The organism is Paenibacillus sp. A3 (genome assembly GCF_001399685.1).
GTDB lineage: Bacteria > Bacillota > Bacilli > Paenibacillales > NBRC-103111 > Paenibacillus_G.
The window spans coordinates 1-17,247 of record NZ_JTHN01000321.1; the positions used below are offsets into that span (position 1 = coordinate 1).

Below are 17,247 nucleotides of genomic sequence, written 5' to 3' on the forward strand. Positions count from 1 at the left end.
GCTGGTTGCCGCCCGACAAGTTTTTGATCAGTTCCTTGATCGAAGGTGTCTTGACGCGCAGCTTCTCGACGCTCCCGGCGACTTCCGCCCGCCCCTTCCGCTCATTCAATAGGAAGAACGGATTGATATACCGGTCCAGATTGGCGATCATCGTATTTTCCAGAATCGACAGCACGGGAAAAATGCCCGTCACCCGCCGTTCTTCGGTCAGCAGCGCGATTTTATGCTTTTTGGCATCGGTCGGCGTTTTGATCTTGACCTTGCGTCCGCGTAGACTGATCTCGCCGGAGGCAACCGACCGCAGGCCGAACAGCGCTTCGATCAGCTCGGTCCGCTGCGCGCCGACAAGGCCGCCGACTCCCAGAATCTCGCCCTGCCGCAGCTCGAACGACACGTCCTGGAACGACTTCGGAAAAGGCGACGTCAGCTTCTCCACCTTCAGCAGCACGTCGCCGGGCTTGTTGTGGCGCTCCGGGAAGCGCTCCTTCAGGTCGCGGCCGACCATCCGGGAGATGATGAGATCCGTCGTCAACTCGGCCGCCGGCCACGTGCCGATCAGCCTGCCGTCCCGCATGATGGTCACGTCGTCGGAAATGCGGAGTATTTCCTCCATTTTGTGGGAAATATAAATGATGGATACGCCGCGCCCGCGCAGCTCGTTAATGATCTTGAACAGCTGCTCCACTTCGTTGCCCGTCAGCGAAGACGTCGGTTCGTCCATCACGATCACTTTGGAGCGGAAGGAGACGGCTTTGGCGATTTCCAGCGATTGAATCTTGGATACGGACATCGAGCCCACCAGGGCGTTCGGATCGATATCCATATCCAAATCCCGAAACAGCGCAAGCGTATCCTCGCGCATTTTTTTCTCGTCGACGATTTTGAGCGGCCCGAACCCCTTCACCGGAAAACGGCCGAGCCAGAGGTTCTCCATCACATTGCGGTGCGGCACTGGATACAGCTCCTGATGAATCATCGAGACGCCCAGGCTCAGCGCATCCTTCGAGTTGTTGATCTCCACCCGCTGGCCGTCCAAGACGATCTCGCCGCCGTCCGGCTTGTAAATGCCGAACAAGCATTTCATCAGCGTGGACTTGCCTGCGCCGTTCTCTCCCATCAAGGCGTGCACTGTGCCCGGGCGCACCTTCAAGGTGACGCCGTCCAGCGCTTTGACGCCGGGAAATTCCTTCGTAATTCCGTTCATTTCAAGCAAATATCGGGTTTCCGTCATGCCAAGGCCCCCTAGCGTAAGGATGCGCGCATACGGCAAAGGGGCAACGTCCGCAGCCATTGCCCCTTGCCGCTCGGCCGGGTAGCCGATTATTTCGCGTCGTTCATGTTTGCTTTAGTGATTTTTTTGTAAGAGATCCAGACGTACTTGCCGTCGGTGATGTCATAGCCGGTGTTTTCCTTGGTCGGCGTCTGGCCTTGCGCGAGCACGTTCGCGATGCTGAACGTCGCTTTCCCCTGGTTCTTCGCGTCGTTCAGCACGGTGCCGAGCAGCGTGCCTTCTTCAAGCGCTTTGAGCGCAGGCGCCGTGGCGTCAACGCCGACGACCGGAATGAATTTGTTGTCTTTAAAATAGCCCTTCGCCTTCAAAGCTTCGATCGCGCCAAGCGCCATGTCGTCGTTGTTCGCGAAGACGGCTTCGATTTTGTCGCCGTGGGAAGCGAGGAACGCAGCCATTTTCTCCTGCCCTTTGACGCGGTCCCACATCGCGGTGTCTTCCGCCAGCTTCTCCACCTTGATGCCGGCGTCTTCGACGGCTTTGATCGCGAACTTCGTGCGCAGCTCGGCGTCCTGATGCCCCGGCTCGCCCTTCAGCATGACGTATTGCAGCGCGCCGTCCTTGTTTTTGTCCGCTGCGGGGTTCGCTTTGAAGTAATCGACGATAAGCTGGCCTTCCATCGTACCGGACTGCTCCGCTTTCGCGCCGACGTAGTACACCTTATCCCATTTTTTCATGTCGTCGGCCAGCGGCTCGCGGTTCAGGAAAACGACGGGAATGTTGGCGTTTTTCGCTTTGTCGATGATGACACCCGCTGCCGTACGGTCGACCGGATTGATGGCGAGCGCGTTGACCTTCTTCGTAATGAACAGATCGACCTTATCGTTCTGGGTTGGCTGGGAGTTCTGGCTGTCAACGATGTCCGCCTTCGCTTTGCCTTCCGCCGCTTGGGAAATCGCGTTTCGTACGCCCGTCATGAACGTATCGTCAAATTTGTAGATCGCGACGCCGATCGTCGGATTTTTGGCAGCGCCGGCATCGGGCTTGGCGGCTCCTCCCCCTGCATTCGTGCTCGCGCCGCCCGCCGGAGCATTGCCGGAACTGGAACAGCCGACAGCAGTGGCAAGCAGGGCTGCCGCGACGATCATGGATACAGCTTTCTTTTTCATAACATCTGACCTCCTGTTTTTTGCGTACGTTACGTTGGGTTAGCTACGTTCCCATTATCTTGGATTTTCGGCAAAAAACCCATTCAAAATTCTCATGTGTTCTATCGAAATCCTCATGTGTTTGGAGGTGGACGCAAAGAAACGTCCTTCGGATTTCAAAGGACGTTGAGTGTGTGGAGAAAGTGGAGGAATAGAGAGGCATACGAGGGGGTGGGGTATCTACTTCCGGTCGCTGTTGTCAACGGGAAACTTTGATTGAAGCCGCTTAGCAGCGGATGTTTCCCGCAGACAAAGGCGAACGCTATCGCTCCTCCAGTAGATACCCCACCCAACGTATGGTTCTCTATTTTTGTAAAAACCACTTTCTCAACACATCTGAGAGTCCTTCGGGTTCAAAGGACGTTTCTTTTATTTATAAGGGAGGGCTAGGGTTTAGGGCCTTTCAATCTTGCTCGATCAGCTTGGCGTGGATTACAAGTCTTCCCTTCGCAGGGTCGAGCGTGTAGTCGCAGGTTGAGAGCGTCACGATACGGTCAGCCGTCCCGAGGACGGTGTCCGTTTTGTACAGCGACCGCTCCTGTAGGCCCTGCAGGAAAGCAGCGTATTCCCGTTCGCTTTCGAAGCCGGTTCGGATATAATTCAAGTCCGCAGTCGCCGGGTAAACGGAGAAAATTTCGGCCCGATAGCTGTGATATAAGGTATCGTATTGAAAAGCGAGATTATCCCTAAAAAAATCTTCTTTTAGGAATTTCTTTAAATCACCGAACATGGAGCCGTCCTTCATGCGATGGCCGTAAATCACCGTGTTCGGCTGAGCCTTGCCGATATCGTTACGGAAGTCGAGGAAAATGCTGCCGGCGCTCGCCTCCTCGCCCTTGTAGTTCCGGTTCAAATAATAGGCGTTGTCTTCCCCTTGGACGACCGGATAGTCGATGGCCGTATTCCCGATTCGGATCCAGCCGACCACGTCCGGATTCATGTCGAGCAGAGCCTTAAATTGAGCACGGGTCTCCTTGGGGGATTCCGTCTGCGGAGCCTCCTCCTTCGGGGCTTTTATTGCATCGCCTAGGGGCTCCATAGCTTCAGTGAGAGGCGATTGAGGCTCCGCGTGCCCGTACAAGTGCCGGGCCTCGGCCATCACGACCTGGTTGTCATGGTAACTTCGGAGAATACCAGTTAACTCGTACCCGGAAAACAGCATCAGTCCCAAGGAAAGTGGCGTCAGCCATCTTCGAACGTTCAACTCATCACCTCAACACAAGTCAAATGCCGACCGGAATCATGTACAGCCCCGCAGCTTCTTCCTGCTTGACGATCACATCCACGCCATAGATCGTCTTGATCGAAGCTTCCGTAATAACTTCGTTCGGCGGGCCTTGCATCTGAATCTCGCCGTTCTTCATCACGATCAAACGGTCGCTGTATCGGATCGCCTGATTGATGTCGTGGAGCACCATGACAATCGTCAGGCCGTGATCGGCATTCAGCTTTTTAATTAATTCAAGCAATTCAATTTGGTAATAAATGTCAAGAAATGTCGTCGGCTCATCCAAAAACAACATCGGCGTGCTTTGCGCCAACGCCATCGCTACCCAAGCTCTCTGCCTCTCGCCCCCGGACAATTGGTCGAGCGTCGCCCGGCGCTTTTCCAGCAGGTTCGTGCAGGACAGTGCCCATTCGACAGCCTTGTCGTCCTCCTCACGGTGCGGGGCAAGCATGCTCCGATGCGCAATCCGGCCAAAGCCCGCGAGCTTCTCCACGGTGATGTCGTGGGGCGCGTCGTTCTGCTGGTGGACGACAGCCAGCTTCCTGGCCAGCTCCTTCGGCTTGTAGCTGCGAATCGCCTTGCCGTCCAGCACGACCTGTCCGCTGTGCGGAGCGTAGTTTTGCGACATAACGCCGAGCAGCGTCGACTTGCCCGATCCGTTCGGGCCGATAATGGTCGTGATTTTGCCAGGCTCGATCCGGCCGTTCACCTGCTTGAGCTGATCGCGCTTTTTGTCATACGAAAAGCTGACTTGATGAATTTCCAACTTAATGTCCATGGACCCGATCACTCTTCCTAAGCAGAAATATCAAGAAAGGCCCCCCGATCACCGTCATAATAATCGAGGCCGGAATTTCGGCAGGTGCCAGCACCGTTCGTCCGAGCGTGTCCGCCGTCAAGATCAGCAAAGCCCCCGCCAAGGCGGAAAACGGAATGAGCACCTTATGATCCGAACCGACGAGCAGCCGGGCAATATGAGGAACGAGCAGCCCGACAAAAGCGATAAGTCCTCCGATAGCCGTAGCGACGGCCGCCAGCAGGACGGCGACGGCGGAGATCAGCAGCCGGGCGCGCGAGACAGAAAGGCCGACGTTCCGGGCCGATTTGTCCTGCAGCGCAAGCACGTTGCACCAGGAGCACAGCAGCAGCGAGAGCACGAGACCGGCCGTACCGTAGATGAGCATCACTTCGACGTCGCTCCACGTTTTCAAGGGAAACGTAGACGTCGTTGCCTGATTAATGCTGGCCACCGCATAGCTGCCTCTATAGTTAAACGATTGTCCCAAGCCGGTAAACATCGCGTTGATGGCGATCCCTACAAGAATAATCCGAATCGGGCTGAGGCCCGATTTCCAAGAGAACGAATAGACCAGAAAGCATGCCAAAGCGCCGCCCATAAAAGCAAAAAACGGCAGCCAAAAGAAAAGGCCCGGGAATAGAGAGACCATCAGGATGGAAACAAACCCGGCTCCCGAAGAGATGCCGATCACGCCGGCGTCCGCAAGCGAGCTTCGCATCACGGCTTGCAGCAGCACGCCCGATACAGCCAATGCCGCTCCGACGAACAGCGCAACGATGATCCTGGGCAGACGCAGGTAGCGGATAACTTCCACTTTCTTGTTCGCGCCGGTAACCAAGCCTTGAATCAGCTCGAAGCCGCCGACCTTGATACTGCCCGTCGTTGCGGATACGATGATCATGACGACGAGCAAAAGGATAACGGCCGCCAGGCTCCAAATCGTTTTGTTCATGTGCAAACGTCCTCTGTCGCTCTATAGTTTACGGGTACAGCATGTTCGTCACAACGTCCAGCGCTTCGATCGCCGCCAAATTTCCCGTTGTTCCGAACAATCGTTCCTCCAGATCGTATACCCTGTTGTTTTTTACTGCATCAAAGTGCTTCCAAATGTCGTTTTTCTTAAATTCTTTATCAAACATTTTAACGACCTCTTCCGGCATCCCGTGAGCCGCCCGCAAGATGACGTCCGGGTTCGCCTGTTGAAGGTATTCCGTATTGGAGGCCAAATATTCCACTTTTTCGCCCTGTATAACATTTCTCCCGCCGGCAAGCTTCACCAGATCGCCAATGTACGAGTTCTCCGTCGCCACCAGATAGCTGCCCGGCACACCAAGCAGAATAAGTACGGACGGCGAATCTTTACCTGCGATCCGCTGATTGATTTCGGCGAGCTTCTTGTCGTATTGGGCTACGATCGCTTCGGCCTGCTTCTGCCGGCCGTATTTGCCGCCCAGCGTCTTGATGGCCTCATTCATTTTGCCCAGACTGGTCAGATCGAGAAAGTTCGCTTCGATTCCCGCGTTCTTGAATACAGGCTCCAAATCGTATTGCAAGGTCGTCACGGACAGCACGTCCGTCGGATCGAGCGACTTCACAAGCTCCATGTTCGGGCTCATCGGATTGCCCACTTGAGGCAAGGATGCGTACCGTTTGGGCAGCTCTTTGTAGCTGGTCGGAATCCCGACCAAATCGACCTCGAGCGCATCCATGATTTCCGCAGCCGCCACCGTCGTGGCGATGATCCGATGCTCCGGCTGCGTCTTGGCCGCCTCCGGGCCTGCGCCTGCGTTCGCCGCAGCGGTACCATCGGTGTTCGCCTTCGCCGAGCAGCCTGTTACGAGCAGCAGGAGGACGATTGCAGCGCTTAGCCCTTTGCACCATTTGCCCACCTTCGCAATTCCTCCTTTCCTAAAAAAATTACGGAGGACGCCGGTTACCCGGCATCCCCGCTTATCCGATTTGTGAAGCTTCAGCTGCAATTACTTGACATGGTTCAGCATTTTCAACACCAGGTTCACCGCTTCGACCCGGGTCACGTTCGCATGTGGCGCGAAATGGTTGTCGTAACTTGCGCCGACGATTTCGAGCATGTGAGCCGCATCAATGTAGGGCTGTGCCCATGGCGCAATTTGTCCGGCATCCGCGAACGGAAGAGACGCATTCGCTGCAGGCTCGATCTTCAGGGCGCGCACGATCATAACAGCCATTTCGGTCCGGCTGACCTTCCGGTCGCCCGAGAACGTTCCGTCCGCATAACCGCTGATGATGCCCGAGCTCACGACGCTGGCCAAGTTCTCCTTCGCCCATGCGGGAATGCTGTCGAGGTCGGCGAAGCTCAATTCGCCCTGCTCCCCTTTCAGCTTGAGCGCCCGGCTGATCATCGCTGCCACTTCAGTCCGGCTTGTTTCGTTGTCCGGGCGGAATGTGCCGTCCTCGTAGCCATTGACGATGCCGAGCGCCGCAGCCCGCTCGATCAGAGCTTTCGCCCAGTGGTCTTCGATATCGGTCAGCTTCGCAGGTGCGATTGCCTCCACCGCAGGCTTGGCTTCCGCTTTAGGCTCTTCCTTCTTCTTCTCTTCTTCCTTCTTAACAGCCTTGATGCTGTCAAGATCGAACGTCATGTCCACAGTGTACACCCGGTTGTATTTGTCCGGCCAGTCCATCTTGATCCGGGCCTTTTTCGTGCTCGCGTCCTTCACTTCGAACTGAACGACCCGCGTATTTTCTTGTTCGTTGGAAGATACCACTTTGACGTCGGCAAACGGATCGGCATCCTTCTCGACTTGATCCTGCTCGACCTGGATCATCGGCATTTCTTTGCTTTTGTTCACGGTGAAGGTAACGAGCTTCTTGCCGTCCTCCTGAACCGTCAGGTTGGCAGGATGCTTCACGAGATCGTTGATGAACGATTTTTTCGGCGCATTTTTATCTGCCTTCTTATCCGTTTTATTGTCTTCCGCTTTCGTTTGCTCCGAGCTGGCTTCCGTGTCAAGCAGCGCATAGTCCATCGTATACTCGCCGGCTTTCAGCGAATTGGGGAACGGCTTGGCATTCAGGACTTTGGACAAGTTGCCGTTAAGCTCCTTCAGGCTGCTTTTGTCGAACGCAATGTGCACGTCATAGGAATGGAAATAGTTGAACGCTGCCCAATCTACTTTAACCCAGCCCTTAACCCTCTCATCCAAATTCGGCACTTGGAATTTCACGATCCGCGTGTTCTCTTTCTCATCGGTGCTGACCACGGTCGTGTCGGTTAGACTTCCGCCTTGCTCGACTTTGAACTCGGTAATTTCCTTGCTTTGCTTGAGCACAATCGAGACGTATTGCGTACCGTTCTCCACTTTTAAGCTGCCCGGCGTTTTCACGTAATCCTGCATCACGGATTTGTTATCGGTGCCGTATTTCAACACTTTAAAATCAATGCTGTACGTACCGTCGGCAAGTCCATTCGGGCTTTTTGGCACGTTGGGATTGACCGGCCCCGGTCCTCCGGGCGAAGCAGGCACAAGGTTGTTCAAAGCGATGCGGAACGAACGCTCCTCTGCTCCGCTATCCTTCGCCACCGCCAGTTTGACGATGTAGGTAGCGGTTAAATCGTCGATCTCGTATCGGACATCCGCCGCACCCGCAGCTAACGTACGGGCGGTTTCAGGCTCCGGCGACGTTGGCGCTTCTTGCGCCGGAATATCCCGGGTCGTCCCGTCGGCGCGCAGCAATTGGAAATTCGCAATCGTTACGCCGTTTTTCCGTTGGAACGAGAGGAACTTTTTCCCGTCTTGAACGGTCAATTTCCCGGTATGTTCAAGATACGAGCTTACGGACGAGCCGAAACGGTCGCCGGAGATGACGACGAGATCGAAGCTGTACTGCCCGTTTGCGACGTTCACCGGAGTGCGGGGGCTTGTCACGACCGCAGCTTTAAATCCGGCAACCGCTGCCTCCAGAGCGCTGGCGGCCTGATCCACCTGTCCTTGCTCCGCTTCTTCCAGACCGGCTGTGGCTTGCGCCTGTCGGATCGCCGCATAAAGCGCGTTCTTGGCGCCATTGGCATATTGGCCCGGGAACGTTCCTTCGACCGCTTCATTATGCAGCGCCTCGGCCTCCGAGATCAGCGCGTTCAGCTTCCCTTTCTCGGCCGGGCCCGCTTGAATGGCGAGCGTATGCCAGCTGTCGTCGACCTTGAGCTGCCCGTTATGGTTGTTCACGACGACGTCGCTTAACGCAACAAGCGCATAAGTCGCCTGTGTCACCGATTGCGCCTGAAAAGTGAGCGTGATGTACCGATTGTTTACCGGCAAAGGCCGCACGCCTTCGTCCAAGCTGGTCGACAAGCGGACTTGTCCGGGCGCGATCTCGTACTGCTCCGTGAGGCGAAGGCCGTTGATCAGCGGGGACGCTTCAACCAACTTCAGCTTGGCCGGATCGAAGCCCAGCGTCAGCCCTTGCGTATACACCTGCTCGTATACGCTGTTCGTCACGCCGCTCACCCCGAACGTCAGCTTCAGCTGCTGTCCGGCTTTCACGGCCGCAGGTCCCGTCAGTTCGGAGGACGGGATTTTCTCGGCGTTTGCGGAGTCGAACTTCAAGCGGATTTTGTGCGTTTTTTGGTAAGGCTGTCCGTTGTACGAGGTTTCCACCCGCACTTCGGCATTCACAAGAGCGGTCAGATCGCTCACTTCAAATTCCACCACCCGGGTGTCGTCCGCCGCATTGCTGCTCGCCACGGCAGCATCGAGCAGCACGCCGCCCTGCTCCACCTTGAATTGCGGAATGATCGAGCTCTGCTTCACCGTGAAGGATACCTTCTTGCGCCCCTGCTGAACCGTAAGCTTGCCCGGTTTAGCCAGGTATGAATCCATGCCCGACGTCTGATCCGCCGTCGCATGAAGCGCCGTAAACGGAAGGCGGTATACGCCGTCCTTCGCCGGGTCCGGATTCGCGGTATGGACCGATGCCTTAAACGCATCGAGGGCCGCTTGCAGCGCAGCAGCCGCCTTGTTCAGCTGCGCCTGCGTAGGCGATGCGCCGTCGGCGACAGCCTTGGCTTGAGCAATCGCCGAGCTCAATTTGCTCTTGGAGCCTGCGGGATACTGCCCCTTCAGGCTGCCTTCCACGGCGGTATCATGCGCCGATTGCGCTTGGGTAACGAGCGCCGCCAGCTGGCTCTTGTCCCCGGGCTCCGCCACGAGGGTGTCCGTATCGAAAACAATGCGCACCGTATAATAATTGTCGTAGACGAAGTCGGGCATGCCCGGCAAGCCGATAATTTTCACATGGATCTTGGCATTCAGTTTGGCCGACACATCCGGCACTTCGAACTTCACGACTCTCGTATTCTTGACTTCGTCCCGGCTTACGACTTCCGCATCGACGAATTGTCCGTCGTTCTCCGTCTTGAAATATTGCCACCAGCTGCTGTTAAGCAATGTGATAGTTGCGAATTGCTTCCCGTCCTTCACTTCCAGCTTGGCCTGGACCGGCTTCGGAAGGTAATCATTCACCATCGACGGCTCGTCTTTATCTTCCTTCAGCACGGTAAAACCGATCGTATAGCTGCCGTCCTCAAGCGAGGGGGCCGCACCGGCAAGCGGAATTTGGACCGCAGCGAGAAATACGAAGACGGTTAGAAAGACGGATAAAACTTTCTGTAATGTCCTGCTCAAAGTCATAACGCTCCTTTGTTATCTCGTAAATAAACCGGGGATCAAGCTCCCCTTGCTTTCCTGGCCGCAGCGGATTACAGGTGCTTCTTAGCTACAAATGACGCGCCTGGATGACTTGCTTATTGCGGTTTAATGGTGCTCGTATTGTATTGAATTTGAACGTTGTACTTGTGGTCGTAAGGGAATGGCAGCGTTGTAATTTTCACATGCGTGTACACGTTCGTTTTGGCCGTCAAATCGGATACCGGGAATTTAACGACGCGGGTGTTGGCTGCCGGGTCCGTGCTTACCACGGTTGCGTCAACGTAGCTTCCGTTCTGCTCGGTTTTGAAAAATTGAATCCAATCGCTGTTTTTCAACGTAACCGAGACGAATTTGCTGCCGTTGACCACTTCCAGCTTAGCCGGCTTCTGGAGATAGCCGTCCATGGTGGACGTTTGGTTGGTTTGATCCTTCAACACGGTGAACTCAACCGTATAAGTTCCGTCAGCAAGCGCAGGGTTGGCTCCGGCCATCGGGGCTTGAACGAAGGTCAGCAGCGCAAACATCATCATAAACACGGCAATAGCTTTGGTAAATTGCTTTCTCAAAGGGATTCTCTCCTTTTAGGGTCTAGTGGTTTTGGAGGCTGCGGACCAGATAGCATGCTGAAATGAAGAACAAAGCTGTAAAGAAAGCAAGGGGCGCTTTATCCCCGGTTTGCGGATTGTCGGCTGACAGCATGACCTTGTCCGTCGGCTGCTTGGCAGCGTCGGCTGCCGCCACAGGCTTCGTGCTCGCAGCCGGAGTTGTGTGTTCCGCCTTAACGGCGGCTTCGGCTTTCGCTTCCGGCTTCGCGCTTGCTGCCGAAACGCCTGCTTTATCGGAGGCTTGCTTGGCCGCCGATTCGACTTTCTTTAACTTCTTCGTATCGAAAATAAAGCGGATCGTATAGTCATGGTCGTAGTTAATCGATTCGACCGTCACATGAATTTTGGAAAGCAACGGCTTGGACAAATCGTCAAGCTTGAATTCGACGACTCGGGTATCTTCCTTCTCATCGCTCTTGATCACTTTCGCATCGGCAAAATCGCCTTTCTCAGGCACTTTGAACATGGTGATCCATTTGCTGTGGTTCATTTGAATTTGCGCGGTGATCTCGCCTTTTTTCACCTGCAAGGTCGCCGGCTTCTCGAAATAATCGTTCGCCATCGAAGCCGACTCGTTCTCCGCCTTGACAATGGTGTAGTCAATCGTATACGTACCGTCGGCCAAATCGGACGCAGCTTGCGCTCCCGGCGCAAAGAACAGGCTCAGGACGAACGCCAGCGTCAAAAACAAAGAGGGTAAAACTAAAGACCTTTTCACGTTGTACGGGCTTCCTTTCCGGTTAGTTTACAGAGAATTCGTTGATAATCGTATCATCAATATTGATTATCATTCTCAATTAGAACTCAAAAAAAATGATCCCTTCCGGCTTCTTCAGTTGTTCTTTTCGCAATTTTCTGAACATAGCATCCCTCCCTTGTTTCAGTTTTGGAAATATTTAGACGAAATTTTATCCGACAGGTTGATCTTATTCCAGATTCAAGGAAATTGTCAACCCAAATTATTGGCAACAACCAAAAATTTGGTTATTGCATCGCCTCAAAAATTAATTTTGGATAAATTCCCCAACCCCCATTGACATTGAAAGTGATAATCATTATCATTTGTAATCGATCATAGAATCTAATATCCGGCTCCGCCAGATAGGAGGACGCAAGTGAAACGATTGTGGCCTATAGGCATGGCCGTTCTGCTGCTCGGGGCGGCCGGATGCAGTCCGGGGCCGTCCGCCGGCAGCGGTGCCACGGCAGCGCCTTCCGAGGCGAAGCAGTCCCAAACGAAGGCGGCCGATACGAAGCTATCCGTTCAAGATTTTGCCGGACGCAGCGTGACCTTCCCTGCCGTCCCGACCAAAATCGCGGCATTAAGCAACGGCGATGTGGATATTATTTATGCGCTGGGCGGCAAAGTCGTAGGACGGCCGACGTCGGCAGGACCGGCGGCCGTCAAAGAAGCGGCCGACGCGGAGCAGATCGGCAGCACCCACGGCATCGATCTCGAAAAAATCGCTGCTCTGGATGCGGATGTCGTGCTCGGCAACCACCCCTTGAACACGAAAGACATCCCTTCGGTCGAAGGCATCGGCTCCAAGATGCTGCTGACCTCCGCCAATTCGATCGACGATATCAAGAAGCAGATCGCCTTGTTCGGCCAACTGCTGCAGAAGGAAGACAAAGCCCGGGAGCTAAACGAAAGCATCGAGGCAAAGCTCAAGGAAATCGGTTCCGGCTCGACCGGTCCCAAGCCGAGGGTCTTGCTCGTTTACGGCGCTCCGGGCACCTACATGGCTGCGCTGAGCAACTCCTTAAGCGGAGATATTTTGGCGAAGGCCGGAGGAGAAAATATTGCTGCGGACTATCCGAAGCTGGAAAAATATCCGCAGTATGCTCAATTGAATACCGAAAAAATCATCCAATCGAACCCGCAGCTGGTTCTGTTGATGAGCCATGGCAACCCCGAGAAGGTCAAGGACGGATTCTTGAAAGAAATGCAGCAAAATGCGGCCTGGAATAGCCTAGATGCCGTCAAGCATAACCGCGTGGAGGTGCTGCCGTCCGACTTGTTCGGCACGAATCCCGGCACCCGGGTCATTGAAGCGCTCGACCGGCTGAAAGCCTTACTTCAAGCCGTGAAGTGAAGTGACGCCCGATGAATAAAAAACAACGCCTACTGAGAAGAAAGCTGTTATGTATCGCATCCCCGCTCCTTCTCCTCGCTGTCGCTTTCTATGGCATCGCCTACGGGTCCGTCTCTCTGTCGCTTCAGGAGGTATGGACGGTTTTTACGGCAACCGGCCCGCCTGCCCACGAAAAAATCGTCATGAATCTAAGGGTTCCCCGCGTGCTCGTCGGCATGCTGACCGGCGCCTGCCTGGCCGCAGCCGGCGCGCTGCTGCAGGGCGTGATGAAGAATCCGCTGGCCGATCCGGGCATTATCGGCGTCTCGGCGGGCGGAGGCCTTGCCGCCATCATGGCGATGATCGTATTTCCGCAGCTCAGCTATTTGCTGCCCGCTCTCGCTTTTCTGGGGGCGCTCATCACCTCCGTCGTCATCTATGCGTTGGCTTGGGATAAAGGGGCTTCGCCTCTCAAAATCATTTTGGCGGGCGTCGCGATCAATGCGCTGCTGGGCGCCGTAACCAACGGGCTGATGGTGACGTACAGCGACCGGGTGCAGGCGGTTCTGCCCTGGCTGGCTGGCGGACTAAGCGGCCGCAGCTGGCATCATCTGCAGTTCATGGCGCCCTACGCCATCACAGGGCTGGCTTTGTCCGTCCTTGCGATCAAACCGGCCAACCTGCTGCTGCTCGGAGACGATGCAGCCAAGCTGCTGGGCCAAAAGGTGGAGGTGCAGCGCCTGCTACTGATCCTGCTGTCCTCCTTATTGGCCGGGGCTGCCGTCAGCGTAGCCGGATTGGTCGGCTTTGTCGGTCTGGTCGTCCCCCATGCCATCCGGCTGCTGGCCGGCGAAGATTACCGCTTCCTCCTCCCGCTGTCCATTGTGGGAGGCGCAGCGCTTGTCGTGCTGGCCGATACGATCGCGCGCTCGTGGTTCGACCCGATCGAGCTGCCCGTCGGCATCTTGCTCGCAGGTCTGGGGGCGCCGTTCTTTTTATTTTTGCTGAAGAAACGGGGAATCGTGTGATGACCGCCACCGCTATTCATACGGACCATCTGGAATTCCATGTCGGCGCCTTCCGGCTTCGGGACGTTACGGTCTCGATCCCGAAAGGCAAGCTGACGGCTATCGTCGGGCCTAACGGCTCCGGCAAATCCACTTTATTAAAAATTATAGCGCAATTGCTTAAAGCCGATCAGGGAGAGGTGTACGTTCATAACCGGCAGGCCAAGACTTATAAATCGATGGAGTTCGCCCAAACCGTAGCGATGCTTACCCAATCCAAAGGCCAGCTTCCCGAGCTGACCGTGCGGGAACTGGTAGCTTACGGCCGCTCCCCATACAAACGTATGTTCGACCGCATGACGGCGGACGACGAGCGAATTATCGATTGGGCGCTGGACATAACGGGCACCGCAAAGGCAGAGCAGCAAATGTTCCACACTTTATCGGGAGGTGAGCAGCAAAAAGTCCGGATCGCCATGGCCTTGGCCCAAAAAACGAATATTCTGCTGCTGGATGAGCCTACCACTTATCTGGATCTTGCCCATCAGCTCGATGTAATGGAAATGCTGCAAAGAATCAATGAGACGCACCGGCTGACGATTGTCATGGTGCTGCACGATCTTCAGCAGGCCGCCAATTATTGCGATTATCTCATCGCGATGAAGCACGGACGCGTGGTAGGGTCCGGAAATCCGAAAGAAATCATCAGTCCGCAGTTTTTGCAGGACGTGTACGCCATCGAAGCCAAAGTCGCCTTCGACGACGACTATCCTGTCATCATCCCGATTCGAAAAACCTGTAAACCTAAGGAGGAAATCACATGGTCATTGTAACGAATACGTCCCACATCACGAAGGGCAACGCGCATAAGCTGATCGAACGGTTCGACAAGGTCGGAAAAGTGGAATATATGGAAGGCTTTCTCGGCCTGGAGGTGCTGCTGACGGAAAATACGCCGGAATACGACGAAGTGACGGTGAGCACCCGCTGGAGCAAAAAAGAGGATTTTCAAGCGTGGACCCGCAGCGAAGCGTTCCGGGAGGCACACTCCCACCGCGGAGGCATGCCGGATTATATTATTTCCAACAAAATCTCGTTCTATGACGTCAAAATCGTAAGACAGCCCATCGCCGCAGGTTGATGAAGCAGGAGAGAGCGACCGCTTAGGCGGCAGCCCTCTCCTTTTCTATATCGTCACTTCACAAAAGGAAACAACAGCTTCTGGTTGTCCGACCAGAACATGTTGTCCTGATCGATCACCTTCGTTCCGGTATCGAAGCGGGCGGGCACCTTTTTGCCCTCCAAGGCTTCCACCGCATATTTGACGCCCAGATAGCCCATGCTGAACGGATTCTGGATAATCGTCGCCTGAATGACCCCTTCCTGCAGTGATTCAATATTTTCGGCCGTGCTGTCGAACGTGACGGCCTTTACTTTTCCTTCCAGTCCCATCTCCCCGATCGCCCGAACAACCTCGATGGACGAAACGGCGTGCAGCGCAACGATCCCGTCGACAGGCTCCTGAAGAAGCCGGCGGATTTGCCTGGCGCACGGAGCGGGGTCAGAGGCGCACTCGACCTGCTCCACGACCTTCATCTGGCTGTGCTTGGCGAGTTCGTCCAGCACACCCTGCTCCCGCTGCTCGGTCGTCCTCACGCCCGGCTTGAAGCCGATCACCGCAATACGGCCCCGGTTCCCGACGAGCGACGCCATTTTGAGCCCCGCCTTGCGTCCGGCCTCAAAGTTGTCGATGCCGATGAAGCTGCGCACCCGTGGCGAGTCGATCTCCGTGTCGATGGCGATGACCGGCATGCCTCGCTCCGCGGCCTGCCCGGCCGCTTCCGCCAGCGCCTCATCGTCGTTGGCCGCCAGGACTAACGCATCCCGCTTATAATTGACCGCTTCATTCACGAGCTGAATTTGGCCCTGCACATCCTCTTCCTGCTTGGGCGCCCCCACCGACAGCTCGACGCCGAACTCTTTTGCCGCAGCTTCCGCGCCCGTACGCACCGTTTTCCAATAATCGCTGTTATGCGTCTTCAGCACGAGGGCAATTTGCTTCTTCGGCTCTGCGATGTGCGGCTCGGTGTTCTCGCTTCCGCAAGAAGCGAGCAACAGGAGGCAGAGCAAGGCTGCAAGCAGCACCGGAACCGTTCGAATCACTGCGCTACCCCTTGTCATCGCTCCTCCGCCCCTTCCGTTCGTACGGCCGGAATCCACAGCGTCACCGTGGTCCCTTCCTCCAGTTGGCTCTCGATCTCCAGCCCGTAGGCCTCGCCATAGCCAAGCCGGATTCGCTCATGCACGTTGCGCAGGCCGACGGAAGAGCCTTCGCCGCTTGCCGCCTCGCCCGTCAGCAGCCGTTCCAGTTTGTCCGCCGGGATGCCGAGCCCGTTGTCGATGACCTGCAGCCGCACCTTTTCCCCGACAAGCTCCGCGGTGATCCGGATGAAGCCTTCGTCCGCCATCATTTCGATGCCGTGATAGATCGCGTTCTCCACGATCGGCTGCAAAATCAGCTTCAGTGTCCGGCAGCCCAAGACCTCCGGTTCCGCTTCGATCGCGAATTCGAATTTGTTCTTGTACCGCATCTTCTGGATGATCAAATAATTGCGGACATGCTCCAGCTCGTCCTGTATGGAGATGACGGTCCGGCCTTTGCTGAGGCTGATGCGGAAAAATTTCGACAGCGCCGTAATCATCGTAATGACCTCTTCGCTCTTGCCTCCGCCAGCCAGCCGCACGACGGAATTCAGCGTATTATACAGAAAATGCGGGTGAATCTGCGCCTGCAGCACCTCAAGCTCGCCCCTGCGCTTCGCTTCCTGCTCGCGGATGATTTGGCCCATCAGCTCGCGGATGCGGGCCACCATATAGTTGAACCGGCGCGACAGCCGCCCTACCTCGTCGTCGCCCTGCACCTGGATGTGAATGTCGAACACGCCCTGCTCCACCTTGCTCATCGAACGCTCCAGCCGGCGGATCGGCTGCGAAATTTTGGCCGACATGAACGCCGAGATCAGCAGCACGAAGACGACGACAAACAGCAGCAGCCAGGCGATGAAGCCGCCGATTTCCTTTTTGGCGGTCACGATTTCGTCCATGTAAGAAACGCCGATGATTTTCCAGCCGATGTTGTTAACGGTTGCAATAGTGATGAGCCGCATGTCACCGCTGGAGGAATCGAGATAGTTGCCGTACGTGTATTTGAGCGCCTGCTCCACATTCTCGTATTTCAAGCCGATATAAATGAGCTGCTGCTGAGGGTGGTACACGATGTTGCCTGCGGACTCGTCGATGATGTACACGTAGCCCTTCTTCCCCAGGCTGACCCGGCGGCACAGGTCGTCGATCGTCTTGAAGTTGAAATCGACGAGCAGCACGGCGTTCCGCTTCTCGCCGCCGCGTTC

Annotated in this window: 15 protein-coding genes; 4 read left to right on the plus strand and 11 right to left on the minus strand. The window is 55.6% G+C overall.

The genetic code is table 11. From position 1 onward, the window contains the following. The 9 genes from QJ48_RS33955 to isdC all read right to left on the minus strand — a co-directional run. The coding region (locus QJ48_RS33955) for a sugar ABC transporter ATP-binding protein (protein WP_054977699.1) at positions 1 to 1,231 on the minus strand (1,231 nt) is incomplete at its 3' end. 89 nt (positions 1,232 to 1,320) lie between these two features. Further along, positions 1,321 to 2,397, minus strand: coding sequence for a galactose ABC transporter substrate-binding protein (locus QJ48_RS33960; RefSeq protein WP_054977700.1), 1,077 nt, complete (start codon positions 2,395 to 2,397; stop codon positions 1,321 to 1,323). 442 nt (positions 2,398 to 2,839) lie between these two features. Continuing rightward, entirely contained in the window at positions 2,840 to 3,640 is an 801-nt protein-coding gene (srtB, locus tag QJ48_RS33965) for a class B sortase (protein ID WP_054977701.1), read from the minus strand. 19 nt (positions 3,641 to 3,659) lie between these two features. Next, entirely contained in the window at positions 3,660 to 4,430 is a 771-nt protein-coding gene (locus tag QJ48_RS33970) for an ABC transporter ATP-binding protein (RefSeq protein WP_054977711.1), read from the minus strand. A 1-nt stretch (position 4,431) separates the two neighbouring features. After that, a complete protein-coding gene (locus QJ48_RS33975) occupies positions 4,432 to 5,415 on the minus strand; it encodes an iron ABC transporter permease (RefSeq protein ID WP_054977702.1) in 984 nt (327 codons plus the stop codon). 28 nt (positions 5,416 to 5,443) lie between these two features. Further along, positions 5,444 to 6,352: a heme ABC transporter substrate-binding protein IsdE gene (isdE, locus tag QJ48_RS33980; RefSeq protein WP_054977703.1), complete on the minus strand. Its 909-nt coding sequence runs from the start codon at positions 6,350 to 6,352 to the stop codon at positions 5,444 to 5,446. Positions 6,353 to 6,442: 90 nt separating this feature from the next. Further along, the gene (locus QJ48_RS33985; protein WP_054977704.1) at positions 6,443 to 10,126 is read right to left on the minus strand and encodes an NEAT domain-containing protein; all 3,684 of its coding nucleotides are present in this window, start codon (positions 10,124 to 10,126) and stop codon (positions 6,443 to 6,445) included. 119 nt (positions 10,127 to 10,245) lie between these two features. Continuing rightward, positions 10,246 to 10,716, minus strand: coding sequence for an NEAT domain-containing protein (locus tag QJ48_RS33990; protein WP_237763153.1), 471 nt, complete (start codon positions 10,714 to 10,716; stop codon positions 10,246 to 10,248). A 22-nt stretch (positions 10,717 to 10,738) separates the two neighbouring features. Beyond that, complete coding sequence (gene isdC / locus QJ48_RS33995; protein ID WP_054977705.1) at positions 10,739 to 11,473, minus strand: heme uptake protein IsdC; 735 nt, start codon at positions 11,471 to 11,473, stop codon at positions 10,739 to 10,741. A 421-nt stretch (positions 11,474 to 11,894) separates the two neighbouring features. Here isdC and QJ48_RS34005 point away from each other — a divergent pair, with 421 nt between their 5' ends. From QJ48_RS34005 to isdG, 4 genes are read left to right on the plus strand one after another with little or no spacing between them, the layout of a single operon-like run. Continuing rightward, positions 11,895 to 12,851, plus strand: a complete 957-nt coding sequence (locus QJ48_RS34005; protein ID WP_054977707.1) for an ABC transporter substrate-binding protein — start codon at positions 11,895 to 11,897, stop codon at positions 12,849 to 12,851. 11 nt (positions 12,852 to 12,862) lie between these two features. Next, a complete protein-coding gene (locus QJ48_RS34010) occupies positions 12,863 to 13,858 on the plus strand; it encodes an iron ABC transporter permease (RefSeq protein WP_054977708.1) in 996 nt (331 codons plus the stop codon). Continuing rightward, the gene (locus tag QJ48_RS34015; RefSeq protein ID WP_054977709.1) at positions 13,858 to 14,670 is read left to right on the plus strand and encodes an ABC transporter ATP-binding protein; all 813 of its coding nucleotides are present in this window, start codon (positions 13,858 to 13,860) and stop codon (positions 14,668 to 14,670) included. The genes QJ48_RS34010 and QJ48_RS34015 overlap by 1 nt, the downstream gene beginning before the upstream one ends. Further along, entirely contained in the window at positions 14,658 to 14,978 is a 321-nt protein-coding gene (isdG, locus tag QJ48_RS34020; RefSeq protein WP_054977710.1) for a heme oxygenase, read from the plus strand. The genes QJ48_RS34015 and isdG overlap by 13 nt, the downstream gene beginning before the upstream one ends. A gap of 53 nt (positions 14,979 to 15,031) precedes the next feature. Here the strand turns inward: isdG and QJ48_RS34025 are convergent, their stop codons facing one another. Both QJ48_RS34025 and QJ48_RS34030 read right to left on the minus strand, forming a co-directional pair. Continuing rightward, positions 15,032 to 16,000: a substrate-binding domain-containing protein gene (locus QJ48_RS34025; protein ID WP_237763154.1), complete on the minus strand. Its 969-nt coding sequence runs from the start codon at positions 15,998 to 16,000 to the stop codon at positions 15,032 to 15,034. Between the two features lie 14 nt (positions 16,001 to 16,014). Beyond that, a partial coding sequence (locus QJ48_RS34030) for a sensor histidine kinase (RefSeq protein WP_157261847.1) occupies positions 16,015 to 17,247 on the minus strand: 1,233 nt, incomplete at its 5' end.